Annotated in this window: 34 protein-coding genes; 12 read left to right on the forward strand and 22 right to left on the reverse strand. The window is 55.4% G+C overall.

Features of this window, described 5'->3' with window-relative positions:
- The first annotated feature begins 116 nt into the window (after positions 1 to 116).
- A complete protein-coding gene (locus JZM60_RS02960) occupies positions 117 to 290 on the forward strand; it encodes a hypothetical protein (protein WP_207164038.1) in 174 nt (57 codons plus the stop codon).
- A 128-nt stretch (positions 291 to 418) separates the two neighbouring features.
- Complete coding sequence (locus JZM60_RS02965; RefSeq protein ID WP_207164039.1) at positions 419 to 862, forward strand: Hsp20/alpha crystallin family protein; 444 nt, start codon at positions 419 to 421, stop codon at positions 860 to 862.
- A 39-nt stretch (positions 863 to 901) separates the two neighbouring features.
- Here the strand turns inward: JZM60_RS02965 and larE are convergent, their stop codons facing one another.
- From larE to JZM60_RS02990, 5 genes are all read right to left on the reverse strand, one after another.
- Positions 902 to 1,741 carry an ATP-dependent sacrificial sulfur transferase LarE gene (gene larE, locus JZM60_RS02970; RefSeq protein ID WP_207164040.1) on the reverse strand — a complete coding sequence of 280 codons (840 nt, stop codon included), beginning with the start codon at positions 1,739 to 1,741 and terminating at the stop codon, positions 902 to 904.
- Between the two features lie 109 nt (positions 1,742 to 1,850).
- Positions 1,851 to 2,774, reverse strand: coding sequence for a cysteine synthase A (cysK, locus tag JZM60_RS02975; protein ID WP_207164041.1), 924 nt, complete (start codon positions 2,772 to 2,774; stop codon positions 1,851 to 1,853).
- A 16-nt stretch (positions 2,775 to 2,790) separates the two neighbouring features.
- A complete protein-coding gene (locus tag JZM60_RS02980) occupies positions 2,791 to 3,255 on the reverse strand; it encodes an RrF2 family transcriptional regulator (protein ID WP_207164042.1) in 465 nt (154 codons plus the stop codon).
- Between the two features lie 146 nt (positions 3,256 to 3,401).
- Positions 3,402 to 3,803, reverse strand: a complete 402-nt coding sequence (locus JZM60_RS02985) for a cytochrome C (RefSeq protein ID WP_207164043.1) — start codon at positions 3,801 to 3,803, stop codon at positions 3,402 to 3,404.
- A gap of 89 nt (positions 3,804 to 3,892) precedes the next feature.
- On the reverse strand, positions 3,893 to 4,102 hold the full coding sequence (locus JZM60_RS02990; RefSeq protein ID WP_207164044.1) for a hypothetical protein: 210 nt from the start codon (positions 4,100 to 4,102) through the stop codon (positions 3,893 to 3,895).
- Between the two features lie 153 nt (positions 4,103 to 4,255).
- Between JZM60_RS02990 and dapF the strand changes: the two genes are divergently transcribed.
- From dapF to JZM60_RS03010, 4 genes are all read left to right on the forward strand, one after another.
- Positions 4,256 to 5,104 (forward strand): diaminopimelate epimerase, encoded by an 849-nt coding sequence (gene dapF, locus JZM60_RS02995; RefSeq protein ID WP_207164045.1) that lies wholly within the window; start codon positions 4,256 to 4,258, stop codon positions 5,102 to 5,104.
- Between the two features lie 87 nt (positions 5,105 to 5,191).
- The gene (locus tag JZM60_RS03000; protein WP_207164046.1) at positions 5,192 to 5,605 is read left to right on the forward strand and encodes an HIT family protein; all 414 of its coding nucleotides are present in this window, start codon (positions 5,192 to 5,194) and stop codon (positions 5,603 to 5,605) included.
- 224 nt (positions 5,606 to 5,829) lie between these two features.
- On the forward strand, positions 5,830 to 6,702 hold the full coding sequence (locus JZM60_RS03005; protein WP_207164047.1) for a deoxyribonuclease IV: 873 nt from the start codon (positions 5,830 to 5,832) through the stop codon (positions 6,700 to 6,702).
- Between the two features lie 3 nt (positions 6,703 to 6,705).
- Positions 6,706 to 7,530, forward strand: coding sequence for a nitroreductase family protein (locus tag JZM60_RS03010; RefSeq protein ID WP_207164048.1), 825 nt, complete (start codon positions 6,706 to 6,708; stop codon positions 7,528 to 7,530).
- A gap of 5 nt (positions 7,531 to 7,535) precedes the next feature.
- Here the strand turns inward: JZM60_RS03010 and JZM60_RS03015 are convergent, their stop codons facing one another.
- From JZM60_RS03015 to JZM60_RS03055, 9 genes are all read right to left on the reverse strand, one after another.
- Positions 7,536 to 7,985, reverse strand: coding sequence for a hypothetical protein (locus JZM60_RS03015; protein WP_207164049.1), 450 nt, complete (start codon positions 7,983 to 7,985; stop codon positions 7,536 to 7,538).
- Positions 7,986 to 8,250: 265 nt separating this feature from the next.
- Positions 8,251 to 8,997 carry an SAM-dependent methyltransferase gene (locus tag JZM60_RS03020; RefSeq protein WP_207164050.1) on the reverse strand — a complete coding sequence of 249 codons (747 nt, stop codon included), beginning with the start codon at positions 8,995 to 8,997 and terminating at the stop codon, positions 8,251 to 8,253.
- Positions 8,998 to 9,107: 110 nt separating this feature from the next.
- Positions 9,108 to 9,266 (reverse strand): hypothetical protein, encoded by a 159-nt coding sequence (locus JZM60_RS03025; protein WP_241426355.1) that lies wholly within the window; start codon positions 9,264 to 9,266, stop codon positions 9,108 to 9,110.
- Between the two features lie 66 nt (positions 9,267 to 9,332).
- A complete protein-coding gene (locus JZM60_RS03030; RefSeq protein ID WP_207164051.1) occupies positions 9,333 to 10,004 on the reverse strand; it encodes a transposase in 672 nt (223 codons plus the stop codon).
- A 241-nt stretch (positions 10,005 to 10,245) separates the two neighbouring features.
- Positions 10,246 to 10,977, reverse strand: coding sequence for a hypothetical protein (locus tag JZM60_RS03035; RefSeq protein WP_207164052.1), 732 nt, complete (start codon positions 10,975 to 10,977; stop codon positions 10,246 to 10,248).
- Between the two features lie 100 nt (positions 10,978 to 11,077).
- Positions 11,078 to 11,464, reverse strand: a complete 387-nt coding sequence (locus JZM60_RS03040; protein WP_207164053.1) for a hypothetical protein — start codon at positions 11,462 to 11,464, stop codon at positions 11,078 to 11,080.
- Between the two features lie 7 nt (positions 11,465 to 11,471).
- Positions 11,472 to 11,855 (reverse strand): DUF6973 domain-containing protein, encoded by a 384-nt coding sequence (locus tag JZM60_RS03045; RefSeq protein WP_207164054.1) that lies wholly within the window; start codon positions 11,853 to 11,855, stop codon positions 11,472 to 11,474.
- Between the two features lie 93 nt (positions 11,856 to 11,948).
- Positions 11,949 to 12,371 carry a DUF4279 domain-containing protein gene (locus tag JZM60_RS03050; RefSeq protein ID WP_207164055.1) on the reverse strand — a complete coding sequence of 141 codons (423 nt, stop codon included), beginning with the start codon at positions 12,369 to 12,371 and terminating at the stop codon, positions 11,949 to 11,951.
- Between the two features lie 95 nt (positions 12,372 to 12,466).
- A complete protein-coding gene (locus JZM60_RS03055; protein ID WP_207164056.1) occupies positions 12,467 to 12,790 on the reverse strand; it encodes a hypothetical protein in 324 nt (107 codons plus the stop codon).
- Between the two features lie 268 nt (positions 12,791 to 13,058).
- On the opposite strand from JZM60_RS03055, the gene istA reads away from it, so the two are divergent.
- On the forward strand, positions 13,059 to 14,084 hold the full coding sequence (gene istA, locus JZM60_RS03060) for an IS21 family transposase (RefSeq protein ID WP_207163102.1): 1,026 nt from the start codon (positions 13,059 to 13,061) through the stop codon (positions 14,082 to 14,084).
- Positions 14,081 to 14,875 (forward strand): IS21-like element ISGme4 family helper ATPase IstB, encoded by a 795-nt coding sequence (istB, locus tag JZM60_RS03065; RefSeq protein ID WP_207163103.1) that lies wholly within the window; start codon positions 14,081 to 14,083, stop codon positions 14,873 to 14,875. Before istA ends, istB begins: the two co-directional genes overlap by 4 nt.
- Positions 14,876 to 14,907: 32 nt before the next feature.
- Here the strand turns inward: istB and JZM60_RS03070 are convergent, their stop codons facing one another.
- The 5 genes from JZM60_RS03070 to JZM60_RS16915 form a co-directional block, all read right to left on the reverse strand.
- The gene (locus JZM60_RS03070) at positions 14,908 to 15,384 is read right to left on the reverse strand and encodes a hypothetical protein (RefSeq protein ID WP_207164057.1); all 477 of its coding nucleotides are present in this window, start codon (positions 15,382 to 15,384) and stop codon (positions 14,908 to 14,910) included.
- A 98-nt stretch (positions 15,385 to 15,482) separates the two neighbouring features.
- Entirely contained in the window at positions 15,483 to 15,887 is a 405-nt protein-coding gene (locus JZM60_RS03075) for a hypothetical protein (protein ID WP_207164058.1), read from the reverse strand.
- Positions 15,888 to 16,049: 162 nt separating this feature from the next.
- On the reverse strand, positions 16,050 to 16,505 hold the full coding sequence (locus JZM60_RS03080) for a hypothetical protein (RefSeq protein WP_207164059.1): 456 nt from the start codon (positions 16,503 to 16,505) through the stop codon (positions 16,050 to 16,052).
- A 166-nt stretch (positions 16,506 to 16,671) separates the two neighbouring features.
- Positions 16,672 to 17,289: a hypothetical protein gene (locus JZM60_RS03085; RefSeq protein WP_207164060.1), complete on the reverse strand. Its 618-nt coding sequence runs from the start codon at positions 17,287 to 17,289 to the stop codon at positions 16,672 to 16,674.
- A gap of 75 nt (positions 17,290 to 17,364) precedes the next feature.
- A complete protein-coding gene (locus tag JZM60_RS16915) occupies positions 17,365 to 17,562 on the reverse strand; it encodes a PEP-CTERM sorting domain-containing protein (RefSeq protein WP_207164061.1) in 198 nt (65 codons plus the stop codon).
- Here JZM60_RS16915 and JZM60_RS03095 point away from each other — a divergent pair.
- Positions 17,555 to 18,720, forward strand: a protein-coding gene (locus JZM60_RS03095; RefSeq protein WP_420907825.1) for an IS3 family transposase whose coding sequence is annotated in 2 segments (ribosomal slippage) — positions 17,555 to 17,813 and positions 17,813 to 18,720 — 1,167 coding nt in all. Because the reading frame shifts where the segments join, the coding sequence is not laid out codon by codon here. The genes JZM60_RS16915 and JZM60_RS03095 overlap by 8 nt on opposite strands.
- On the opposite strand, the gene JZM60_RS03100 is transcribed toward JZM60_RS03095, so the two are convergent.
- Positions 18,687 to 19,283 (reverse strand): hypothetical protein, encoded by a 597-nt coding sequence (locus JZM60_RS03100; protein WP_207164062.1) that lies wholly within the window; start codon positions 19,281 to 19,283, stop codon positions 18,687 to 18,689. The two genes, JZM60_RS03095 and JZM60_RS03100, sit on opposite strands and share 34 nt — an antisense overlap.
- A gap of 197 nt (positions 19,284 to 19,480) precedes the next feature.
- Between JZM60_RS03100 and JZM60_RS03105 the strand changes: the two genes are divergently transcribed.
- Genes JZM60_RS03105 through dtd form a run of 3 tightly spaced genes read left to right on the forward strand, consistent with a single transcriptional unit; the run spans position 19,481 to position 21,495 of the window.
- A complete protein-coding gene (locus JZM60_RS03105) occupies positions 19,481 to 20,485 on the forward strand; it encodes an integron integrase (protein WP_207164063.1) in 1,005 nt (334 codons plus the stop codon).
- A gap of 36 nt (positions 20,486 to 20,521) precedes the next feature.
- A complete protein-coding gene (locus tag JZM60_RS03110) occupies positions 20,522 to 21,043 on the forward strand; it encodes an O-acetyl-ADP-ribose deacetylase (RefSeq protein WP_207164064.1) in 522 nt (173 codons plus the stop codon).
- A complete protein-coding gene (gene dtd, locus JZM60_RS03115) occupies positions 21,040 to 21,495 on the forward strand; it encodes a D-aminoacyl-tRNA deacylase (RefSeq protein WP_207164065.1) in 456 nt (151 codons plus the stop codon). The genes JZM60_RS03110 and dtd overlap by 4 nt, the downstream gene beginning before the upstream one ends.
- Here the strand turns inward: dtd and JZM60_RS03120 are convergent.
- On the reverse strand, positions 21,482 to 21,835 hold the full coding sequence (locus JZM60_RS03120; RefSeq protein ID WP_207164066.1) for a type II toxin-antitoxin system PemK/MazF family toxin: 354 nt from the start codon (positions 21,833 to 21,835) through the stop codon (positions 21,482 to 21,484). The two genes, dtd and JZM60_RS03120, sit on opposite strands and share 14 nt — an antisense overlap.
- Positions 21,832 to 22,101: a type 2 periplasmic-binding domain-containing protein gene (locus JZM60_RS03125; protein WP_207164067.1), complete on the reverse strand. Its 270-nt coding sequence runs from the start codon at positions 22,099 to 22,101 to the stop codon at positions 21,832 to 21,834. The genes JZM60_RS03120 and JZM60_RS03125 overlap by 4 nt, the downstream gene beginning before the upstream one ends.
- Positions 22,102 to 22,251 lie beyond the last annotated feature (150 nt).

The following is a 22,251-nucleotide window of genomic DNA, read 5'->3' on the forward strand; positions in this document are numbered from 1 at the left end:
TCGGCATGGTACTATTCATGTCATATCAGCGAGAGGAGGTGTTGACAAGGGAAAATCGGTCAGGCAACCAACCGGCCCGCCCTCCACGGCGAGCCAATAAAGACGAGGTGTTCGGTATGACGGAAAAGAAAACGGACATAATCGAAGAACTGGCTGAAGACGCGGAAATTACCCTTACCACCGACTACGACAAAAGGGACCTGAAGGAACGGCGGGGGGTCATCAAGGATAACCTCTACGACGGCTCCAAGAAGCTCAAGCACAGCGTGCCCAAGGGAAAGCGGGTCTGACGGCCTGAGACTGCAATAGTGCAAATGCAGCACGCGGGGGGAAGAGACGGTCAACGGCTCTTCCCCCCTTGACTGTGGCAAATGAGTGATTATGTTGTGGGTAAACGCACCACAGGAGGTACATGAACATGGCAATCGTCAAGTACAACCCATTTGGAGATCTCAGAACCCTGCAGGAGCAGATGAACCGGCTTCTGGACATGGCATGGAGCAAAGAGAGCGGCGAAGAGCTGCGGGAAGGGGTCTGGCAACCGCCGGTCGACATATTTGAAGATGAGAACGGCGTCGTGATCAAGGCCGAACTCCCCGGCATCGACCAGAAAGACATCGATGTCCGGATCGAGGACAACACCCTCACCATCCGCGGAGAGCGCAAGCACGACCAGGAAGTGAAAAAAGAGAACTACCATCGTGTGGAGCGGTACTACGGTTCATTCCAGAGGAGCTTCTCGCTCCCCACCACCATCGACCGCGAAACCGTTAAGGCCGTCTGCGACAAGGGAATCCTGACCATCACCCTCCCCCGCCGCGAAGAAACCAAGCCGAAACAGATCAACGTGGAAGTGAAATAAAGCCGGGACCAGGGATCGGGGACCGGGGACCGGTAAGAATCAAAAGCTTTTCCCGGTCCCTGGTCCCTGGTCCCCGGTCCCCAGATTCATGCTTCCCGTGCGGTACCCCTCCAGATCCAGCGCCACATAGGTAAACCCCGCCCCTTTAAAGACAGTCGCAATCTTGCGCCGCATCTCCGGGTCGAGGAGTTTCGGCATCTCTGTTTCGCCCAGCTCTATGCGGGCCGTCTCGCCGTGGTAGCGGACCCGATACGTTGTAAAGCCCTCTCTCTTCAGGAATTCCTCGCAGCACCCCACCTGACGGAGCCGCTCCGGCGTGATTTCGGTGCCGTAGGGAAAGCGGCTCGACAAACAGGCGAAGGGCTGCTTGTTCCACGTGGGCAGCCCCAACTCCCGCGAGAGAAGCCGGATGTCATCCTTGCCGAGCCCCGCCTCCAGCAGGGGGCTCCGGACCCCGAGCTCCTGGATCGCCTGGCGGCCGGGCCTGTAATCGGCGAGATCATCCACATTGCTCCCGTCAGCCATCCAGGCGAGCCCCAGCTCAGCGGCTTTCTCGCCGGCCAGCTGAAAGAGCGCCTTTTTGCAATGGTAGCAGCGGTTGCGGGGATTCTCGGCAAAACCGGGGATATCCAGCTCATTGGACTCCACCACCACCTGTTTTGCCCCGATTTCCCGGGCCAGGGCCACAGACTCGAAGAACTCCGTCTCGGGATAGGTGGGGGAGGTGGCGGTAAAGGCCGCGGCCTTCTCGCCCAGAAGATCGTGGGCCACCCTCAGGAGAAATGTGGAGTCCACCCCGCCGGAAAAGGCAACCAGCACCGATCCCATCTCCTGGAGGATTGTTTTTAGAGTTTCGTATTTCTCGTAAGCTTCGCTCATTAATCACCTGTGAGACAAAAAATATCCGGACACGGCAGGGGCGAAGCAATAAAAACATGCTTCGCCCCTGCCGCAATCCCTCATTATCTTAATGTTGTAAATCGGACGCCTAATCGAAAACGCCCGTTGAAAGATACCGCTCTCCGGTGTCGCACAGAATCGTCACTACGTTCTTTCCCGGACCGAGCTTTTTCGCCACCTTGAGGGCCGCAAAAACATTGGCGCCCGACGATATCCCCACGAGCACCCCCTCGGTCCTGGCCAGTTGCCGGGCGGTTGCATAGGCATCTTCGTTGGTTACCCGGATGATCTCGTCGTAGATTTTAGTATTGAGAACCTCCGGAACGAAACCTGCTCCGATCCCCTGAATCTTGTGGGGTCCGGGCTGCCCTCCGGAAAGGATGGGAGAATCGGCGGGCTCCACCGCCACGATATGGACTGCCGCGCTGTGCGCCTTCAGCACCTCGCCGACGCCGGTAATGGTGCCGCCGGTGCCGACACCGGCCACAAAGCCGTCGATGCTCTGCCCCGCCAGGGAGCGGACAATCTCCGGACCGGTGGTTTGCCGATGGGCTTCCGGGTTAGCCGCATTCTCGAACTGCTGCATGATCACGTGCCCCGGCTTGGAAGCCAGTTCATCGGCCATCTGGACAGCCCCGCGCATTCCCTGGGAGCCGGGAGTAAGGACGAGTTCGGCCCCGTAGGCGGCCAGGAGCCTCCGCCGCTCCACGCTCATGGTGTCGGGCATGGTGAGAACGAGTTTGTACCCCTTGACGGCGCAGATCATGGAGAGGCCGATTCCGGTATTGCCGCTGGTGGGCTCCACCACGGTCATCCCCGGCTTAAGCGCCCCGTCGCGCTCGGCAGCCTCTATCATCGCCAGGCTAATGCGATCCTTCACGCTTCCACCCGGGTTGAAGAATTCAGCTTTGCCGTAGACGGCGGCAGAACCGGGAGTTTCAAGCCCCGAAAGCCGCAAGAGCGGCGTATTGCCAATCTGCTCGATCACCTTATCGCTATCAAGTAACGGCATCACTGCCTCCTCTGTCTCAAATAAAGTACATAAAGCGATGATCCTGCTCGCGTTTTATCCCCTTCGCCTGGCCGCGGTCGCACATATCCTTCACCGTGATTCCCGAAAAATACGTGAGGAGCTGGTTGCTCGCTTCGCACCAGAGATCCTGGGTTACACAGCTGCCGTTAAAACAGCAATCGGACTTTTTTTGCCGCTTCCCGGCACACTCCACCAGGTTGATGTCCCGCTCGGTGGCGACAAGCACCTCGGCCACCGTGATATCCTCCGGCTTTTTGGCGAGGCAGTACCCCCCCTGGGGACCACGTTTGCTCTTGAGGATTCCCGCCCGTTTCAGACCCTGAAATATCTGCTCAAGATATCTGGGGGAGATTCCCTGGCGCCGGGAAATATCCTGAACCTGAGCCGGAAGATTTCCCGCATTGTACGCTATATCAAAGATTGCCCGCAGACCGTAGCGGCTTTTGGTGGATAGCTTCACATCATCCTCCTTCACTGTTTTACCTAACTATATGTTCCCCTACTTGTGCCGTCAAGAATATAAACATGGCCAGAGAACATTTCCGCACAACACGAACTGTCATTGAGCGGCGAAAATACGTTGCAAACAGGGAAGAACAGATGAGGTCACTGGATGTGACAGGTCAGGCATAGCCCGCTGGCGGCAATGCCGACCGCGAGATGGTAGGGGGATTGTTTAGCGAGATTGTGGCAGGAAACGCAGGCGACCATCCCGTCCACAAGCTCGATACCGGCCTCCTGAAGTGAGGCGACAGGGCGGTATGCCGCTTCGCGTCCGGTGGGCGGATAGCGGTGTTTGACGGCGTGGGGGGTCATGATGGAGCAGTCCTTGAGGCAGTAAACAACATTTTTTGCAATGCTTCCGTCATGGCATACGACACAATCTTCGACGCTGGCGCGCAACTCGACCGTGAAGCCGTGATGATCAGCCGTTTCCGCGCAGCCGGGTTCCGCGGCTGCCGACAGAAGCGACAAGATTGCCAGGACTGCGAATGCGGGCCTGGTCACCCCATGGTACACCTCCTTACCGAAACAAAAACAATATGCGAGAAGGATACCATGGGGCCGGCAATTATCAACGGGCCGCTACGCCGGAATCACCAGAACTTCTGGGGAGGCTCCACCCTGCCGAGATATTTTATTTCGCCCTCTTCCACCTTGAAGCTGTCGCCGATCTCGTTGACCCACGCATCACCCTCATCGAGGGGGGACGGAACCTCGCGCCTGCCGAGAAACATCTCCTCCTCTCCCACATAGGCGAACCAATCGAGGTTGCCGGTCATCCATATCTTGTTTTTGAGTTCCATGGGAACTTGCCTCCATACGAAAATTTATACGCATCATACTCAAGAATGCACGACGCGGTCAAGGACGCCGGATTTTTCCTTGTTGGCAGCGGTTGTTTCTGGTATTTCTACCGGGATACAGATTCACTTTCTTCAATAACGAGGGGAACTTCCATGAAATTCACCAAAATGCACGGCGCCGGCAACGACTACGTCTACGTGAACTGCTTCGAGGAGCAGGTCGATAATCCCGAGCAGGTGGCCATCAAGGTTTCCAACCGCAACTTCGGCATCGGCTCCGACGGCCTCATTCTCATAATGCCCTCCGACAAGGCCGACGTCCGGATGCGGATGTTCAACTCCGACGGCTCCGAGTCGGAGATGTGCGGCAACGGCATCCGCTGCGTGGCCAAGTACGCCTACGACCACGGCATCGTCTCCAAGACCGAGATCACCGCCGAGACCGGCGCCGGCATCCTGACGCTGCAACTCGTCCCCGGCGCCGACGGGAAAGTCGAGAAGGTGCGGGTCAACATGGGGGTCCCCCGCCTGAAGCGGGCAGAGATTCCCATGATCGGCGAGCCCGCCGACGTGCAGATCGTCAACCAGCCCCTCAACATCCTCCACACCACCTTCAACATCACCTGTGTTTCCATGGGGAATCCCCACTGCGTCATCTTCGTGGACGACGTGGAAAACTTCCAGGTGGAAAAATACGGGCCCCTCATCGAGAACCACGAGATGTTTCCCCGCCGCACCAACGTGGAATTCGTCCAGATCATCTCCCGCACCGAAGTGCGCCAGCGGACCTGGGAACGGGGCGCCGGCGAAACCCTGGCCTGCGGCACCGGCGCCAGCGCCGTCTGCGTGGCAGGGGCGCTGAACGGCCTCACCGAAAAGAAGATCCTCAACCACCTCTCCGGCGGCGACCTGGAACTGGAGTGGTCCGACGACGGCTTCCTCTACATGACCGGACCGGCAACGGAAGTATTCTCCGGCGAGATCGACCTGGCGAAGCTGTAATACCGCCTGACACAACCGTACAAAGGGCCAAAGGCGGATCGGGGGTCAGTCCCGGCTCCCTTTGGCCCTTCGTCCTTGGAGGTATCCATGTCCCCCTGCCCCATGTGCACCAAGTGGCACGATGAACCGGCCCTGCGCATCGCCGAGCTGGATCACACCCTCGTCATGCTGAACCGCGACCAGTTCTTCCCCGGCTACACCTTCGTCTTCACCAAAGAGCACGTCACCGAGCTGTTCCACCTGGATCGCGCCATCCGCCAGGAGATCATGGAAGAGGTAACCGCCGTGGCCGAGGCCCTTTACACTCTCTTCAAGCCAGCTAAAATGAACTACGAACTGCTTGGCAACATGGTCCCCCACATGCACTGGCACCTGGTCCCCCGCTTCGCCGCCGACCCCCTCTGGCCCCGCCCCATCTGGAGCGAGCCCCACGGGGAGGTGGCACTCAGTGATGGGGAGTATGCGGAGCGGATAGAACAGATCAGAGAAAAGCTCGTTTGAATAACACAGAGATACGGAGAACACTGAGCAAACTACAATCATTTTGGTTACCGGGGAAATCCAGGATTATCAGGATACAAATTGAAAAAGTGTTCTTGATCGGTTCATTGAAAAGTCATCCCTCCTGAATATCCTGATTTCCCCTGTTGTTTTCTTCGGTTTACGTCGCCGTCCTCCGTGTCCTCTGTCTCTCCGTGTTATTTAAATCCGAAAGGAAGGTTTTCATGGATTACTTCGGCGCCCATATGTCCATCGCCGGCGGCCTCCACAACGCCCCCGACCGGGGGGTGAAGGTCGGCTGCGGCGTCATCCAGATCTTCACCCAGAACTCCAACCAGTGGCGGGGTAAAGTCCCCAGCGATTCCGACGTGGCCCTCTTCCGGGAGAAGTGGGAAGAATCGGGGCTCCACGAGATCGTCTGCCACGACATCTACCTCATCAACCTGGCGGCGCCTCCGGGAGAAACCCGGGACAAAAGCCTCCTCTCCTTCCGGGAGGAGATGGAGCGCTGCGCCCGCCTCGGCATCACGAAGATCGTCATGCACCCCGGCGCCCACGTGGGGGACGGCGAGGAGACCGGCATCAGGCGCATCTGCGAAGCCTTCGACGCCCTCATACCCGCAGTCCCCGAGTTCACCGGGAAAATCCTCCTGGAGACCACTGCGGGCCAGGGGACGAACCTGGGATACACCTTCGAGCACCTGCGGGCCATCATGGACGGCTCGGCCCACCCCGACCGCTTCGCCGTCTGCTACGACACCTGCCACACCTTCGCCGCCGGCTACGACATCACCACCCCGGAGGGGTACAAGCAGGTCTTTGCCGACTTCGACCGGATCATCGGCATCGACCGGCTCCAGTGCTTCCATATCAACGATTCCAAGAAGGGGCTCAACTGCCGGGTCGACCGCCACGAACACATCGGCCAGGGGGCCATGGGACTCGAAGGGTTCCGTTCCCTGGTGAACGACCCCAGCTTTGCGAACATCCCGAAAATCCTCGAAACCCCCAAGGGGGACGACGACGAGTTCGACGTCATGAACCTGAAGACGCTCCGGGGGCTCATCGGTGCGGAACCCGCCGCGGGTACGAACTAAACCATGCCGGATCTGACCATAAGCAACTCCCTCTGCACCCGCTGCGGCGTGTGCGTGGACATCTGTCCCATGCGCATCCTCGAACTGCCGGGAAAGGAACTCCTCCCGCGCTTTACCGGCACCGGCGCCGACCGCTGCATCGTCTGCGGCCACTGCGAAGCGGTATGCCCCACCGGCGCCCTGAGAATGGACGACCCCCGCCTCGACCCCGCTTCCTATCCGCCACAAAAGACACTTCTCGACGCCGAAGAACTCGACGCCTACCTGCGGATGCGGCGCTCCATCCGCCGTTTCCGTCCCGACCCGGTTCCGCGGGAGGCCATCGTGGCACTCCTGGACGTGGTCCGCTACGCCCCCAGCGGCAGCAACCGGCAGGGAGTGAAGTGGCTGGTCATCCACGAGACCACCCAGGTGCGGCAACTGACGGCGCTGGCCGTCGACTGGTTCCGCTCCCAGCAGGACGGCGACACCCTCCTGAGCCGCAACTTCAACATCGCCGGGATGATCCGCTCCTGGCAGAAGGGGAACGACCCCATCTGCCGCAACGCCCCCCACCTGGTCATCCCCTACACCGACCGTCAACACCCGACTGCCGCCGTCGATGCCATAATCGCCGCAGCCCACCTGGAGATCGCGGCACCGGCCCACGGCATCGGCACTTGCCTGAGTGGCTTCTTCCAGATGGCCGCCGAATCGTGGGAACCTCTGCAGCAGGCATTGGACCTCCCCGAAGGGCATCGGCCCGGCTACACCATCCTTCTCGGGTTTCCCGCAACGAACTTCTTGCGCCCCCCGAGGCGAAACCGCCTGGACATCACCTGGCGCTGACGCCCTCAGGCGTCGGCGTCAGTTTTCCCGGCAGCAGCGTGCAGCCCTGCCGGAGGCGTCTCCGACTTGGCGAACGCTTCGCGCTCGAAACGGTTATGGAGGTACGGATGCCGCCCCCGCAACAGCTGCAGGGCGCTTGAGGCAAGGTAAAGCGGGATGAACAGGATGCCCCACCGCTCGTACTGGCGGACATGGACGTGCTCGTGGGTGCGCAGATGCGCAAGGAGGGAGTGATCAATCCCGATGATCACATGGCCGAAGGTAATGGCCTCAAAGCGGAAAAAGCGGGGCAAAAGAGGGAAAACGCGAGAGAATCGGCCACCGGCAACCTCAACAACCCCGTCAACCACGCGGCAGGTGGCACCCAGGCAAAGAGCGGCACCCGCCAGGAGAAGCCCCACGGTACTTGCGGGCGTCGCCCATAGGTAGCGGATGATGCGAAGCAGACGGTTCATGTCCGGGAGAAAGACCTCTCAACTGGCCGGTTACCATTCCCCATCCGGTGAAGTTTGCCGGGTCAGTGGCTGCATTTCGAAGCAAACATCAGCAAAATGCCTAGCGCAAAAATAACTCCTAAAGCTTTACCGGTCAGTTTCATGCAATCTCCTCTGCTCTAACTCCTGAATTAAAGCCGCGACGCGAAACGGCGGCGGTTTGAGTGAAGTTGTCAGACGTGAAGGGATTGTCCCCATTTTCGGAGTCGCTAGGCACATCCCCCCATCACCGCAACATTAGGGCGAACACGCCCCAGCCCAGGTATTCACGCGTGTAAGCGGCGTAGCGCTCCGGTTCCGAGGTCAGTTGGGCTCGAACCTCTTTCGCGAGTTCGTCGTCGGGATTGGCTTCAAGCCATCGGCGCATGGTGAGCCATTTGGCCGCTTCGTATCTGTCCCAGCCGTCCTGGTCAGCCAGAACCATTTCAACGACGTCATAGCCAAGGTGGCCGAAGGACGCGAGGAGTTCCGGAAGCATGAGAAAGTCGGAAATCGAGCTGGCAAGACACCCCCTGGCAACGTCTTCCGTCGGCGGCAACTGCCGCCAGTAGGGCTCGCCGATGAGGATGATCCCGCCGGGGCGCAGGCTCCGCGCCAGAAGCTCGATAGTGCCGGCGACTCCCCCGCCGATCCACGTTGCACCGACACAGGCCGCCACACTCGCCTTCTCGTCCGAGACATAGCCGGCAGCATCGCCATGGATGAACTTGACTTGATGGGCAACGCCGAGTTCATCGGCACGGAGCTTCGCTTGCTCAGTGAACAACTGGCTCATGTCGATGCCGGTGCCGATAATGCCGTGATCGCGTGCCCAGGTACACAGCATCTCCCCCGAACCGCTGCCGAGATCGAGCACCAGGGCCCCCGATTCCAGGCGCAGCGCCGCGCCGAGAGTGGCGAGCTTTTCGGGTGTGATCGGGTTGTGGATGCGGTGTGCACTTTCGGTAATGTTGAATATTCGTGGGATGTCCATTGTGGAAATTTCCTTACGATTGTGAATAGACTCCGTCATGATCTAATGTTTGAATTAACCGGCTGGCGCGGCTTTATTGCACCAGTCGGTGTTGAATGATGGGTTGGGCGTCATTTTTCAGTAAGCGCCAGACTTGTGCCAAGGCCCACAAAGGTTGCGGCAAAACCACGACGAAGCCACGTTTGTACTCGCGGCGACTCGATAACCGCTTTGCGGAAAGCATGAGCAAGAAAACCATAGGCGACGAATACAACGAACGTCATAACCATGAAAACCGCACTTAGCAGGAGAAGCTGGAAGAGCGGTTCACACACCAATAAGGGGACAGGCACCAATTACCCTTTCCTTTTCCGCCCCCTTTGCCATCCTCTTCGTCTTAAAGTGGATTCCAGTCCCATTTTCGCACAGATCTCGTCTCTCCAACTTTCGCATCCGTAAGGTGCCTGCCGATTAACGCTGTTCCTTATCTTCTCTATTTCTGTGTCGGTGAGTGGTGTGTCCACAAAAGCAGACCAGTCCTCGGGTAAGGGGATTGGCAACTGGTCGGGCAGGGACTCTTCCAAGGTAGCATTGCGAACTGCGTGTGATGCCCAAGGCCATTGGGCGGCCGTGGGCGACAACATTGCCCTTACTGGATTCCCCTCTATGTACCGCACTGCCGTTAACAGGTGTTCGTTGTCCTGCACGATGAAACTCTTATACCTACCCTGCCACAGATGCCCGCTGGTACCATAATGCTTGTGATAGCGGCGAACATGAGTCGTCATAACCCACTGCATCCATTTGGTCAGCAGGGCTGCATCTTCTGGTTGGACGAGTAGGTGGAAATGATTCGGCATCAGGCACCAGGCAAGCACCTTAACGCGATATCTCTGACGTGCCCCCAACAAGACATCAATGAAGGATTGGTAGTCCCCGTCTTTGTGAAAGACCTGCTGCCTGCCGTTCCCACGATTGATCAGGTGGTAAAAGCAGTTATCGGCTATAGCTCTGGCTGATCTTGGCATCTACCTTCTTCCTATTTGGTACCTGTCCCCTTATTAGTACCTCAAATAAAACAATTTTACAGTTAAACACGTGCGTCCCTCCGGGAAAGGTTATGTTGAACCGACGCATTAAATTGCCTCGAACCCAGTTATTCCGCACACTGCTCCAGCGCCTCCCGTTGATAGGCCCTAACGTCTGGCTTCAGGGGCCGGCGCGAAGATCCGGTACCCTGGAAGCAACAGTTGGATTAGACTGGCTAGGTCAATAGAAGCTTATACCGTTTTGTGAACACCAGTTTCTAAACCTGTAACTACCAGAGTGATATCTTTTGGTTACGACAAACAGCTTGCCAGGCTGCGATTTAGTTCCCGGAACGATTGGATGTGAAAATAGCTTTGTTTCTGCAACGACACCAGATACACCAGAGTAATCAGCCAACAATTCTTTAGCTGACATATCATATGAGGAAGGCGATGGGATAAACCCTTCTTGAGCCAAACTTTCTGCGCAAGCTGGGCTATGCGCAATTGATATGAATAAGGCAGAAACTGCATTAACTGCATTTTTGAGAGTTGCCTTGGAGTGGTTCAGATACCGATCATGCTTGATGTCTGTGTAGGCCCGCCACCATTCGAGCGGCTGATAAGACTCTTTAGAATAATCAGCTACGCTATTCCATGCTTCAAACGGCTGGATACGTTCACCATTGTCAACCCATAACACCAGCCAGCGCCCCGCCACTCTTCTGCCAAAATATTGGTAATAGTCAACGATTGTCCTTTGAGTATTTTCAACTGGCATGTCTTGGTTTAACTCAAATTTCCACAAAGAATCAAGCTGGCTACATGCTTCGAGTAGAACAGTTGAAAGCCTTGGTGACCAAACGTTCTCGTGTTCGGCGCAGTAGGGAATGACCTGAAGTGTTTCTGCCAGTAACTGCTCGACGAACTTGTAAGATGAGATTATCAACGGAGCCGAAACTGTAGTTGACATAAAACCCTTTATTGCAACTCACGATTTTGAAACTACCCCAACGTCAGATTTCAGGGGTTGGCGCGATAGCGACGGTCCCCTGGAAGTACCCGTTGGAACCTCACTTGATTTCAGGTTCGATATATATGTCTTTGATCTTGCCCGTATTATGGTCGATTATAAAAGCAACTAAATAGGCTTTCGCTTCCGACTTGGGTGGCTTGGGGCCGACATAATAGGCAGGGTAGGTATCGTAGTCATGATATCCAGTGCTTTCGCCGAGTTGACTGATAACAAAACCTCTGTCTTTGCTGGTAATAGGTTGGTTTTTAGTTATAAAGTCATAGATCATCTTTCCCCTGCCGATCTCATCTGCTTTCGACCACTTGTCGCTGCTGAATTCTTCAGCACCCAATCGGCGGAGAGACTCAATCTTGTTGTTTGCTGTGCATGATGCACCAAACAGAATAGCTAGAAAGGATGTTATGAGTAGTAATGATTTTTTCATATTTTCCTCAGTAGTGTATTAGCCTGCCTTTTTTCAATGCCTCCATGCATTTCAAGGCAAGCATTTCGTCGGCGCCTCCATTTCTTCCGATATCGGCACCTGCCCTGTTGTTATGAAGGTCCATCGCCTTTTCTTTCAGGTCGTTTCCCGGCTGAGACTCATGCAATGTTGTGAATTCAATTGCTTGCTGATATCCGATTTCACGGGCCAGCAGGGCAGACCAATAACAATGTCTGAAAGCATCACTCTTGTCATTTCGACCATTATGCCCAAACCTCTTTCTGGTTTCGGCTACAGCCATATTCTTGCATTCCCCGATTTTGTATGCGTTGACCGGATGACGTTTGACATAATTTTTTTCAGATTCGGTCAGTTGACTGTAACCAGACATAAAATCTCCTCTTTTTTGATACCCTAACGTTGGGCTTCAGGGGCTGGCGCGGTAGCGACAGTCCCCTGGAAGTACCCGTTGGGAATGCTCCTACTAACTGATGTGTTCTTCATTTGATACGAAATACATATCAAAGTCGAATTCAATACCCAAATACGCCGCTCTCTGAATCATTGATTTCGTCAGATGGAACCCATGTTGTGAACTGGGATATTCGCCAACACAAACTATGATTAAGTCGTAGTCTGGTGCAAGTGAACGTATTTCTTGCGCTCGTTGGTCTAACGCATCTAATAACGCTTCAATGTGCACTGTCATTGGATGTGTGTCTTTGAGTCCACTTTTGTAAATCCATTTTGTGCAAGGGTAGTTACCAGGGACACGCCGGCGCGGCTCGCCAGCATTCCATGCTTCTGACGGCTCAAGCCCAATTCGCTCAGTAATTAGCGTATAGTCTCCATAACCAGTTACACAAAAGTAAGCGTATTCTCTATCTGTGTGTGGAGAAGATGTCATTGTGATTCCTTCCCAACGTCAGGCTTCAGGGGCTGGCGCGATAGCGACAGTCCCCTGGAAGTACCCGTTGGGGCTAGGCTGTGTGTGAATTGACTTCAAAGGATGCAAACCAGCCAACCAATGAACAGTAAAAGCGGTGGCAGCCATACGCCACGATTTGATTGTTGCCATAATTGTTTCGGTTCATGACTTTTTCGTGAGTTGAAGTGATTGAAAAGCAAAATTGATACGCCGATTAACCACGCGATTATAAATACATTGAATGATATGCCAGCTATCTCGTTCCAGAAGGTGAATCTCTCTGGGTCTCCAATTCCGCTTTTGTCTAGCGCACGATCTGATTTCCAAGCTGCTACCACAAAAGTGATTCCAGCCAACGCTTGAACGACCAGAATGGTGGTGTAGTTTTTTCTTGCCATTCTTCCTATCGAACCCCAACGTCAGGCTTCAGGGGCCGGCGCGATAGCGACGGTCCCCTGGAAGTGTGAGTTGGAGCCGATTCAAAAGGTGATATCTTCTTCTCCCTCAATTTTCTCTTCAGGGATTGAGTCTGCAATGGGGTCCTTATATGGTGCTGGATTTCTTACTTGCGAAACAGGGTGTTAGCGGCAATGTAAAAATGACCCACTTCGGAAATTGAAAATTGACCCACTCTTCCTGATAACCTAGCCGACCTGGAGGGTCGGCATGATCGGAAAGGAAGAGTGTATGGAAGTCAGAATTCTCAAGAAGCAGGGCAAGAGCATTCGTGAGATCTCGCGGATCACCGGGCTATGCCGAAACACGGTCAGAAAGTTTCTCAGGTCGACCGCCGATCCCCGTTACAAAGAACGGGTGAAGCGACCGGGGAAGCTTGACCCATTTAAAGCGTTTCTCGAAGAGCGGGTAAAGGCGGCGCTGCCGCATCGGATTCCCGCTCCGGTGCTTGCTCGGGAGATCAAAAGCCTTGGCTACGAGGGCTGCGAACGCACCGTCAGAACGTTTTTGGCGACACTGTATTCCCGCGTCACGCCGGAACCCGTTGTCCGGTTCGAAACGGAGCCCGGCAAGCAGATGCAAGCTGATTGGTGCGAACTGCGCAAGGGGAAGCACCCGCTGTACGCGTTCGTGGGAACTCTAGGTTTCAGCCGGGATTCGTTCGTCATCTTCACCACCAGCCAGGCGTTCGACGTCCTTCGGGAGTGCCACGAGATGGCATTCTCCTTCTTCGGCGGCGTCCCGCGCGAAGTGCTCTATGACAACATGAAGACCGTCGTGCTGGAGCGAAACGCCTTCGGTGAGGGTAACCACCGCTTCCACTCCGGCCTGTGGGACACCGCCAAGCATTTCGGGTTCATCCCCAGGCTGTGCAAGCCGTACCGGGCCAAGACCAAGGGGAAGGTAGAACGGTTCAACCGCTACCTGCGGTACAGCTTCTACTACCCGCTGGTCTCGCGCCTGAAGCAGGCAGGATTAACCCTCGATGTAGCGACCGCGAACATCGAGGTCCGAAACTGGCTTAAGGACGTAGCCAACTGCCGCATCCATGGCGAAACCGGCGAGCGGCCCTGCGATCGGCTCGAAATAGAGCGACCGGCGATGCTGTCGTTGCCGCCAAGGGTTGCGGTCGAGCCGGGCAAGCCGGAAATCATCACTCCAATGCCGTGGCCGGTGATCCCGCTTCAGCGCCCAGCCTCCTTTTATGAGCAGATCCTTCAGGAGGGGCGGCTATGAGCGACATCCAGCACCAGCGCATGGTTACTCTCTGCGACGACTTGAAGTTTCTGGCGGTGACCGATGTGTACGCCGACCTTGCCGATGCCGCGGCAAAGCAGGAGTCCTCCTACATCGACTACCTCGAACAGGTCCTCAAGGCCGAGAACGAGGTCCGGCAAGGCCGCTCACGCCACACAATGGCAAAGCTCGCCGGCTTTCCCGCGATCAAGACCCTCGAGGATTATGACTTTGAGTTCGCCACCGGAGCCCCGAAGCAGCGAATCCTGGACCTGTCGGCGATGGCGTTTTTAGAGCGCCGGGAGAATGTAATCCTGCTCGGGCCCAGCGGCACCGGCAAGACTCATCTCGCCATCGCGCTCGGCTATCGGGCAACCCAGTGCGGCGTGAAGGTGCGCTTCATCTCCGCCGCCGATCTGATGCTGCAACTCGAAAGCGCCCAGCGGCAGGGGCGGTACAAGGAAGTAATGCGGCGCAGTGTCCTGGGGCCGAGACTGCTCATCATTGATGAGATTGGGTACCTCCCGTTCAGCGAAACGCAGGCGAACCTGTTCTTCCAGGTAATCGCCAAAAGGTACGAGACCGGGTCCGTCATTCTCACCTCGAACCTGAGTTTCGGAGAATGGGAACAGGCTTTCGGCGGCAATACGGCACTGACATCAGCCATGCTCGACCGGCTGCTGCACCACTCCCACGTTATCCAGATCAGGGGCGACAGCTATCGACTGAAAGAGAAGCGACGCGCTGGCATTCTCGGACAGCAACTACCGACACCTCAGATTGATGATTAACCCAGGAAGGTGGGTCATTTTTCAATTTCCGATCAACCGGTAAGGTGGGTCAATTTTCGATTGCCGTTGACACCAGGGAGGCGGAGGTATGGGCTGAAAAGGTCTTTGACACGAAACTCAAATTCCAGAAAACTCTCTATAATCTCTGCATGTCTCAGATTTGCAGTGGTCAGCTTGGTAGGTGCCTCCTGGAAATCATTTTTGTTACGCGTCATTAAGATGTCAAACGCGACATTGCTCATGTCTTCCAATAAAGCGACTACTTCTTTTCCGAATAGAAATTCGGCTTCTGCTATCCCTTTATCGAATTCGTAATAATTATCTTCATTGATTGTAAAATTCCGTTTAGCATTTCTTACAAATTCCATCACTGTTGTGTAAATTTTCATTCTTCGGTCATATATTTCAATTCTATGCTTTTCCTTTGCCAACCTGTACTGCTGAATAGCAATATAGATCCCCAGTACGGCAATGGTCGGAGTCAAAAGCGCCTTAAATATTTCGATCATACTAATACTGTCATTCATATTTCTACCAACGTTGGGCTTCAGGGGCCGGCGCGATAGCGACGGTCCCCTGGAAGTACCCGTTGGGGAATGTTATAATGTTATCTGATTACAAAATTTGACCAAAATATAAAAATATAAGCTGACAAAGCATACGCAATAACAAACAAAGTTAATGCTCTTATCGTGCTATCAAAAACAATAGCGATTTTGTTTGTAACTTTAATATCAATATTGACTTTTGAACTCCCATACATTTTGTACAAAGCATAATTTAAAGCGTAATACACCACAATAGAAACAATTAGTGCTATTGACTGCGGAAGAATATATATTTCATAAAACTCAAATCTATTATTGTAATGATATTTTGTTACTACATTATAAATCAACCATGTAATACCAGCCAACAGACTAGCATTTTGAAGTAATCTATTAGCTAAAACCCTATTTTTACTATCATTTAACTTTACTTTGCCATTATAATTTTTTTCAACAACGTTCATAATGACCTATAATGTACATGCTTTATTGATTTACCACCCCAACGTTCACGAGATAACCGGCTGGCGACACCGGAGTGGTGCTGCCTGACTAACCTGCCAACTGACGACTGAGGAACTGGTGAAATTCAGCGCACAGTAAGCCAGTCCGAGTTGATTGAGCCGTTAGGTTTCGTTTTTCATAGCGCTAATTTGCACTAGTCTTTTTGCCAAGTATTGGCTCCATACGTTATTGAATTCGGCGTCGCCAACGAAAGGGAACTGAATATAGTAGTGTCGGCCAGATTGGGTATTAAAGTGGGCCACCTCTTTTCCTTGAATTGGGTTTTCCTCGCACCACACACCCTCGTCACCATGGACCGTTGCTCGATAAAGCGATATTTTCATTTCGTCCAAGTCAAACACATACGTTGCAAATTCTCCATTCACCACCAAGTACCTATCGTCTGTAGATAGATCGGTTGCAACTGGAGGGGAATCGGGGTCCGAAGATGCAAAGACGATGACGTCTCTGAGAGCGGAGAAACGTCCATTACGACATATGACTGAGAGGCCATGCCCGCAGACGCCCATCCGAAACTCACCGAGGCAATTTGTCTCTATCTTGAATAGATGAACCATTGATATCCTCCTTGAAACCTAACGTCAGGCTTCAGGGGCCGGCGCGATAGCGACGGTCCCCTGGAAGTACGGGTTGGGAAAACGCTCTGTAATATTCACTTGATTCAATAGCCGCCCGCGTGAAACTACCTTTTAGGCTTTGTAGTCATGAGGACATAGCAACCTTCTACAAATGAGCATTCATGTCCTCCATTAACACCAAAATTTCAACAAATGACATGTCTTGAAATATCACTTGCCGGCCCTGGGCAGTAGGACCATATTTAATGCCTCGCCACTCGACTGCCGAAGCATTTGGGTTTGCAAATGTGATTACACCGTCATGAGCAAATGCGTTTCTTATGATCCGTGCAAAGTTCCACTCGTTTGGCCATTGCATAGGGTCGGAGCCGAACTGCGCTGAAACTCGCCCTTTGTAGCTTTCGAAAAAACGAATAAAGCTGGCTTGCAAGGAAAGTGCGTGAAGGTTCTTGGCTCCCCTGGAACCCACCCCAAATGTAGGATAGCGCGGGTGAATAGCGTCCTCATGGAGTTCGATCTCATTGGGCCAAGCATTTGCGGCAATAGCCATTAACGTAGCTTGGGGATACCAAGTTAGCTTTATTGGAAGGGTACACGCTTCGAACTGCATGTAATACTTGGGGTCTGATACTGCCTTCGTTTGCCCCCCCATCCTAAACGCCTCAATAGTCACCAGACTTGAAGCGAGCGAACTAAGAAATAGAGCCAAATCATCGAAAAAATTATGATGACCTGCATTATAGGTTCGAACTTTGCTCATCATTGATAACCATATTGCCCAAGTCAGGCTTCATGGGCTTGCGCGTAAGCGACGATCCCTTGGAAGTACCCGCTAGAGCTACCCTATTACTTGACCCCATGTTTTTATCCGATGCGCAATAAAACCAATTGAGCCTGCTATGACGAGGAGCAAGGTGGACGGTTCAGGTACAGGAGTAGGGTCTCCAACTACTGCTTGAGAGGTGGTCCCCGGAATTCGGACAGTGTGATAAGGTGGACAGCCGCAGACTGACGACGGAGGTACACCCGTGAGCACAACCCGACGGAAACGCTATTCAGCCGAATTCAAAGCCAAGATTGCCCTTGAGGCGATTCGTGGTGAGCAGACCATCAACGAATTGGCCAGTCGCTACGAACTGCATCCCAACATGATTACCACCTGGAAGCGACAAGCCATTGAGAACATGGCAGCTGCCTTTTCCGGTGCCAAGGAGCGAAGCAGCAAGTCAGACGAGGCCCAGATTAAGGATCTGCACGCCAAAATCGGGCAACTGACAGTGGAGCGCGATTTTTTAGCCAAAGCCTTCGGACGCATTCGCTGAGTCTCGCTCGAAGGAAAAGCCTGGTCGAGCCCGGCCATGGCCGACTCAGCATAGCCAAACAATGCAAACTGCTCTCGATCAATCGGTCGACATACTACTACCAACCGGTGGGCGAATCGCCGCTAAACCTGGAACTGATGCGGCTGATCGACGAACAGTATCTTGATACGCCGTGGTACGGAGCCCGACAGATGACGCGGCACCTGCGTCGGCATGGCCATGCGGTCAATCGCAAGCGGATCGGCCGCCTGATACAGGTAATGGGTTTGTCGGCCATTTATCAGAAGCCGAAGACCTCACAGCCGCATCCGCAGCACAAGGTCTATCCTTATCTGCTGCGTGGTCTGACGATCGATCGTCCCAACCACGTCTGGTGTGCCGATATCAGCTACATCCCGCTACGACGCGGCTTTCTCTATCTGGTGGCAATCATGGACTGGGCCAGTCGCAAGGTTTTGTCATGGCGGCTGTCCAACACCATGGATGCCGACTTCTGTGTGGCAGCGCTCGAAGATGCCATGTTCCGCTATGGCAAGCCCGAGATTTTCAACACCGATCAGGGAAGCCAGTTCACCAGCGACGCGTTTACCGGGGCGCTCAAGGATGCCGACATCAAGATTTCCATGGACGGCAAGGGGCGCTGGATGGACAACGTCATGATCGAAAGGCTGTGGCGCTCCCTGAAGTACGAGTGCATCTATCTGCATGCCTATGAGACCGGCAGCGAGCTGCGACAAGGTCTCAAGCGCTGGATCGACTACTACAACACAAACCGTCCTCACTCCAGTCTGGACGACAGAACACCGGATGAGGCATATTGGCAAAAACCGCGGCCTGGCTACGCCGGCCGCCCCTTCAAAATGGCGGCATGACCATGGAGGCTTTCCACCTTATCCCCGCCGCCAAACTGTCCTGTCCGGCGGGGCCACCTCTCTTGAAAGGTTGTGGGACTATATTGGTGGGGGAACATCACGATACCCCGATCGGTTTGCAATCCGCTCCACCATTGAGCCAGTCCTCCCCATCCACTTATTGGGCCGATCGAGGACAACATATCCCAAGTTGCAAATTCAGCGGCTACCGGCCCATCATAAAGGTCAGGATTAAGGTATTGACCGATCTTGCCGAATCCGACGATCGATCCGTTGTTCTGCACAAAGTATCGTGTCGGTTCGAGGAACTCGAATGTCCCGAGCCCTTCAAATGTGATGTATGCGTGATCATTCGTAATTGAATAGGCTGTTCCATCAAGTACCCTGTTTGCGGTGTCCCCTACCCCTGTTATGGTGAAGCTTATTTCTGGATACCACTCGTTACCAGCCACAGCACCAGCCGATGCCGTCCCAGTTTGAGTAATGGTTATCGTTGTCGCATTGGCATGAGTAGCAAGGTTTAATAAAACTAAACAGATAAAAGCCAAAAGATGGAATTTCACATGGACCTCCTTCAGATACATAAATGATAACCAATCAAATATACTTCCCCTGTAAGCTCTAGTGCTCCTACCTCTACTAATAGAACCCCAACGTAAATTGGACACCCTAAAAGGCGTGGAATTTTGCGCCAGTATGGTGTATAAAGCGGCCTTACGTCAAGCTAATTAACCAATTCTACTCATCATTGGACAGCAAAATGCGCCCTATCAACACGGGGAAAAACGCCACCACCACCGAACCGGAAAAACCCCGCCTCCTTGACCTGCTTCGCACCAGAATCCGGCTGAAGCACTACAGCCTCCGCACCGAGAATACCTACACCGAATGGGCGAAGCGCTACATCCTCTTCCACAACAAACGCCACCCCGCCGAGATGGGAAAGGAGGAGGTAGAGGCGTTTCTGTCTCACCTGGCGGTGAAGCACAACGTCTCGGCCTCGACCCAGAATCAGGCAAAGGCTGCGCTTCTCTTTCTCTACCGTGAAGTGCTCGACACCGAACTCCCGTGGCTGGACGATGTCGAACAGGCGAAAAAGCCCCAGCGCCTGCCGGTGGTGCTGACGGTGAACGAGGTTCAGGCGCTCCTCTCCCGGCTGCCGGGGACCCATGCGCTGATGGGGCGGCTGATGTACGGCACCGGCATGCGCCTTATGGAGACGGTGCGCCTGCGGGTGAAGGATGTGGATTTCGAGCGGCGCGAGATCATCGTCCGGGAGGGAAAGGGGGCGAAGGACCGGATCACCATGCTTCCTCAAGCGGTTGCGGCGCCACTGCGGGACCATCTGGCAGTGGTGAAGCGGCTCCACGATGAGGACCTGCGGGCCGGCTTCGGCGAGGTCCACCTCCCCCACGCCCTCGGGAAAAAGTACCCGAACGCGGGCCGGGAATGGGGGTGGCAGTACATTTTCCCGTCAAAGCAGTTGTCGGCGGACCCGCGGACCGGCGTGACACGCCGTCACCACGCGGACGAGAAGGGTATCCAGCGGGCCATCCGCCAGGCGGTGCGGGATGCGGATCTGGCCAAGCCGGCCACGCCCCACACGCTGCGCCACTCCTTCGCGACGCATCTGCTTCAATCGGGGTACGATATCCGCACGGTACAGGAGTTGCTCGGCCACAAGGATGTGCAGACGACAATGATCTACACCCATGTGCTGAACCGGGGCGGCAAAGGGGTGGAAAGTCCCCTCGATCGGCTGTAGAATTGTCCGGCAAGCCATTGCCACGGAGGTAGCGCCATGACGGAAAAGATCGAGATCATACCGGGGGATATCACGAAGCTGGCGGTGGACGCCATTGTGAACGCGGCCAACAATTCGCTCCTGGGCGGTGGCGGGGTGGACGGCGCCATCCACCGGGCCGCGGGGCCGGAACTGCTGGCGGAGTGCCGGACCCTGAACGGCTGCGCCACGGGAGATGCCAAGATAACGAAAGGGTACCGGTTGCCGGCGAAGCACGTGATCCACACGGTGGGGCCGGTGTGGCACGGGGGGGCGAAGGGTGAGCCGGGGCTTCTGCGGAGCTGCTACCGCCGCTCCTTCGAGGTGGCCCACGGGGCCGGCCTCGCGTCCGTCGCGTTTCCGGCCATAAGCTGCGGGGTCTACGGCTACCCCCTGGAGGAGGCGTGCGCCATCGCCCTGGAGGAAACCAAGGCGGCACTGGAGCGCTATCCGGAACTGGAGCGGGTGATCTTCACCCCCTTCGGGGCCGAGGCTGAAAGCGCCTACCGAGCCGCACTGGCACAGGTATTCGGGGCATGAAGGCGGTAATCCAGCGGGCAAGCGAGGCGCGGGTGGTGGTGGACGGCGAGACCGTGGGGGCCATGGGCCGGGGGATCCTGGTCCTTCTCGGGGTGGAGAAGGGGGACTCGGAGCGGGATGCGGCGTGGCTGGCGGAGAAAATCGCCGGACTGCGGATCTTCGAGGACGAGGCGGGAAAGATGAACCTGTCGGTGCGGGAGGTGGCCGGTGGGATTTTGGCCGTGTCCCAGTTCACCCTGGCGGGGAACTGCGCCAAGGGGCGCCGCCCCTCCTTCGACACTGCGGCCCCACCCGACGAGGGGAAGCGGCTCTATGATCGTTTCGTCGATTTCGTGCGGGAAACCGGCATCCCCACGGCCACGGGGATCTTCCAGGCGGATATGAAGGTGCACCTGGTGAACGACGGGCCGGTGACCTTCATCCTGGAGAGCCCAAAGTCTACCGGGGTATAATCCCCACGGCAATCATGGTCCCTTCTTCGATCTTCGTCATAAGCGGGAGAGGGAGCTCTCCGATGAACTCAGTCAGCTTACTTCGATCCAGGGTGGTTATCTGGTGGCAGAGGGCCGCAGAATCCTTCGAGAGTCCACCCTTCCCCTTGCCGATCGGCACCACGGTGGGTCCGCGGCCGGCCTGACGCGGCGAGGTGGAAAGGGGGACAACGATGACGGAGCGCCAACCGGGGGTCTGATTGAAGGCATTGTGGGAGATGATGACCACGGGACGCCGGCCGGTCTGTTCCGAACCGGACCTGGGAACCAGATCGGCCCAGTACACGTCGCCCCGCTTCACGGCTTCTCCTCCCCGTTGACAAGGTGCTCTATTGCAGCCCCTTCCAGGGTTTCGTCCAGGTCGGCAGCGGTGCCGGCGTGGGCTTGGGCATAGGAGGCCAGCTCTTCATGGACGGCATTGACCCGCTGTTGTCTCACCCACTCTTCCACCGCCTGCCGGGCAAGCTGGGTGGCGGGGACACTGAGCCGACGGGCCGCGTCCCTGAGCCCCTCATAGACGTCAGCAGGCAGGGGAAGGTGAAAATTGTGCATTGACACGGTTTTCATGGCGCACCTCCTGCCATAATATTATGCCATCAAAAGCATAATTGCAATGAAGCAGAAGTTGTAAATCCGGGAGAAATGCTTCTGGCTCCCAACACCTGTTTTTCCATTTGGCGCTTCCCGCCGTCGTGGTGTACCATGATGGCTTTCCGT

The sequence above is a fragment of the Geobacter benzoatilyticus genome (assembly GCF_017338855.1).
In the GTDB taxonomy this organism is placed as follows: Bacteria; Desulfobacterota; Desulfuromonadia; order Geobacterales; family Geobacteraceae; genus Geobacter; species Geobacter benzoatilyticus.

Bases quoted from the DNA above. Each gene is read 5' to 3' on its own strand.
- JZM60_RS02960 (WP_207164038.1), top strand. From the start codon at position 117: ATGACGGAAAAGAAAACGGACATAATCGAAGAACTGGCTGAAGACGCG.
- JZM60_RS02965 (WP_207164039.1), top strand. From the start codon at position 419: ATGGCAATCGTCAAGTACAACCCATTTGGAGATCTCAGAACCCTGCAG.
- larE (WP_207164040.1), bottom strand. From the start codon at position 1,741: ATGAGCGAAGCTTACGAGAAATACGAAACTCTAAAAACAATCCTCCAG.
- cysK (WP_207164041.1), bottom strand. From the start codon at position 2,774: ATGCCGTTACTTGATAGCGATAAGGTGATCGAGCAGATTGGCAATACG.
- JZM60_RS02990 (WP_207164044.1), bottom strand. From the start codon at position 4,102: ATGGAACTCAAAAACAAGATATGGATGACCGGCAACCTCGATTGGTTC.
- dapF (WP_207164045.1), top strand. From the start codon at position 4,256: ATGAAATTCACCAAAATGCACGGCGCCGGCAACGACTACGTCTACGTG.
- JZM60_RS03000 (WP_207164046.1), top strand. From the start codon at position 5,192: ATGTCCCCCTGCCCCATGTGCACCAAGTGGCACGATGAACCGGCCCTG.
- JZM60_RS03005 (WP_207164047.1), top strand. From the start codon at position 5,830: ATGGATTACTTCGGCGCCCATATGTCCATCGCCGGCGGCCTCCACAAC.
- JZM60_RS03010 (WP_207164048.1), top strand. From the start codon at position 6,706: ATGCCGGATCTGACCATAAGCAACTCCCTCTGCACCCGCTGCGGCGTG.
- JZM60_RS03015 (WP_207164049.1), bottom strand. From the start codon at position 7,985: ATGAACCGTCTGCTTCGCATCATCCGCTACCTATGGGCGACGCCCGCA.
- JZM60_RS03020 (WP_207164050.1), bottom strand. From the start codon at position 8,997: ATGGACATCCCACGAATATTCAACATTACCGAAAGTGCACACCGCATC.
- JZM60_RS03025 (WP_241426355.1), bottom strand. From the start codon at position 9,266: ATGGTTATGACGTTCGTTGTATTCGTCGCCTATGGTTTTCTTGCTCAT.
- JZM60_RS03030 (WP_207164051.1), bottom strand. From the start codon at position 10,004: ATGCCAAGATCAGCCAGAGCTATAGCCGATAACTGCTTTTACCACCTG.
- JZM60_RS03035 (WP_207164052.1), bottom strand. From the start codon at position 10,977: ATGTCAACTACAGTTTCGGCTCCGTTGATAATCTCATCTTACAAGTTC.
- JZM60_RS03040 (WP_207164053.1), bottom strand. From the start codon at position 11,464: ATGAAAAAATCATTACTACTCATAACATCCTTTCTAGCTATTCTGTTT.
- JZM60_RS03045 (WP_207164054.1), bottom strand. From the start codon at position 11,855: ATGTCTGGTTACAGTCAACTGACCGAATCTGAAAAAAATTATGTCAAA.
- JZM60_RS03050 (WP_207164055.1), bottom strand. From the start codon at position 12,371: ATGACATCTTCTCCACACACAGATAGAGAATACGCTTACTTTTGTGTA.
- JZM60_RS03055 (WP_207164056.1), bottom strand. From the start codon at position 12,790: ATGGCAAGAAAAAACTACACCACCATTCTGGTCGTTCAAGCGTTGGCT.
- istA (WP_207163102.1), top strand. From the start codon at position 13,059: ATGATCGGAAAGGAAGAGTGTATGGAAGTCAGAATTCTCAAGAAGCAG.
- istB (WP_207163103.1), top strand. From the start codon at position 14,081: ATGAGCGACATCCAGCACCAGCGCATGGTTACTCTCTGCGACGACTTG.
- JZM60_RS03070 (WP_207164057.1), bottom strand. From the start codon at position 15,384: ATGATCGAAATATTTAAGGCGCTTTTGACTCCGACCATTGCCGTACTG.
- JZM60_RS03075 (WP_207164058.1), bottom strand. From the start codon at position 15,887: ATGAACGTTGTTGAAAAAAATTATAATGGCAAAGTAAAGTTAAATGAT.
- JZM60_RS03080 (WP_207164059.1), bottom strand. From the start codon at position 16,505: ATGGTTCATCTATTCAAGATAGAGACAAATTGCCTCGGTGAGTTTCGG.
- JZM60_RS03085 (WP_207164060.1), bottom strand. From the start codon at position 17,289: ATGATGAGCAAAGTTCGAACCTATAATGCAGGTCATCATAATTTTTTC.
- JZM60_RS03105 (WP_207164063.1), top strand. From the start codon at position 19,481: ATGCGCCCTATCAACACGGGGAAAAACGCCACCACCACCGAACCGGAA.
- JZM60_RS03110 (WP_207164064.1), top strand. From the start codon at position 20,522: ATGACGGAAAAGATCGAGATCATACCGGGGGATATCACGAAGCTGGCG.
- dtd (WP_207164065.1), top strand. From the start codon at position 21,040: ATGAAGGCGGTAATCCAGCGGGCAAGCGAGGCGCGGGTGGTGGTGGAC.
- JZM60_RS03125 (WP_207164067.1), bottom strand. From the start codon at position 22,101: ATGAAAACCGTGTCAATGCACAATTTTCACCTTCCCCTGCCTGCTGAC.